This is a genomic window from Burkholderia pseudomultivorans (genome assembly GCF_902499075.1).
Taxonomy (GTDB): Bacteria; Pseudomonadota; Gammaproteobacteria; order Burkholderiales; family Burkholderiaceae; genus Burkholderia; species Burkholderia pseudomultivorans.
Genome location: NZ_CABVPP010000143.1, coordinates 1 through 675, shown reverse-complemented (window position 1 = coordinate 675; position 675 = coordinate 1). Strand labels below are relative to the sequence as shown.

Annotated in this window: 5 tRNA genes; all 5 read left to right on the top strand. The window is 57.5% G+C overall.

What is annotated here, in order from left to right:
- Position 1: 1 nt before the first annotated feature.
- The 5 genes from BST28156_RS34560 (at position 2) to BST28156_RS34540 (ending at position 671) form a co-directional block, all read left to right on the top strand.
- Positions 2 to 77 (top strand) — tRNA-Glu (locus tag BST28156_RS34560).
- A gap of 79 nt (positions 78 to 156) precedes the next feature.
- Positions 157 to 233 (top strand) — tRNA-Asp (locus BST28156_RS34555).
- Positions 234 to 296: 63 nt separating this feature from the next.
- A tRNA-Glu gene (locus BST28156_RS34550) sits at positions 297 to 372 on the top strand.
- Between the two features lie 79 nt (positions 373 to 451).
- Positions 452 to 528 (top strand) — tRNA-Asp (locus BST28156_RS34545).
- A gap of 67 nt (positions 529 to 595) precedes the next feature.
- Positions 596 to 671 (top strand) — tRNA-Glu (locus BST28156_RS34540).
- The last annotated feature ends 4 nt before the right edge of the window (positions 672 to 675 follow it).

Here is a 675-nt window from a genome sequence, read left to right as displayed (position 1 = left end):
TGTCCCCTTCGTCTAGAGGCCTAGGACATCACCCTTTCACGGTGAGTACAGGGGTTCGAATCCCCTAGGGGACGCCAGATTCAGCGGCGTTTCGTAGAAGTGTCGCGACGCTTGCAGGAACGTAACCGACGTCCTGCGAGTGAGGGTGCAGAAGTTGGAGCGGTAGTTCAGTCGGTTAGAATACCGGCCTGTCACGCCGGGGGTCGCGGGTTCGAGTCCCGTCCGCTCCGCCAGAACGAAGCCCGTTCAAGACGTCTTTGAGCGGGCTTTTGTATTAAAGGTGTAAGCAGTACGTTGTCCCCTTCGTCTAGAGGCCTAGGACATCACCCTTTCACGGTGAGTACAGGGGTTCGAATCCCCTAGGGGACGCCAGATTCAGCGGCGTTTCATCGAAGTGTCGCAAGGCTTGCAGGAATCGAGCAGTGTCCTGTGGGTCGCAGTGCAGAAAGCTGGAGCGGTAGTTCAGTTGGTTAGAATACCGGCCTGTCACGCCGGGGGTCGCGGGTTCGAGCCCCGTCCGCTCCGCCAGAACGAGGCCCGTTCAAAGAACGTCATTTTGAACGGGCTTTTGCGTTAAAGATGTAGGCAGTATGTTGTCCCCTTCGTCTAGAGGCCTAGGACATCACCCTTTCACGGTGAGTACAGGGGTTCGAATCCCCTAGGGGACGCCAGATT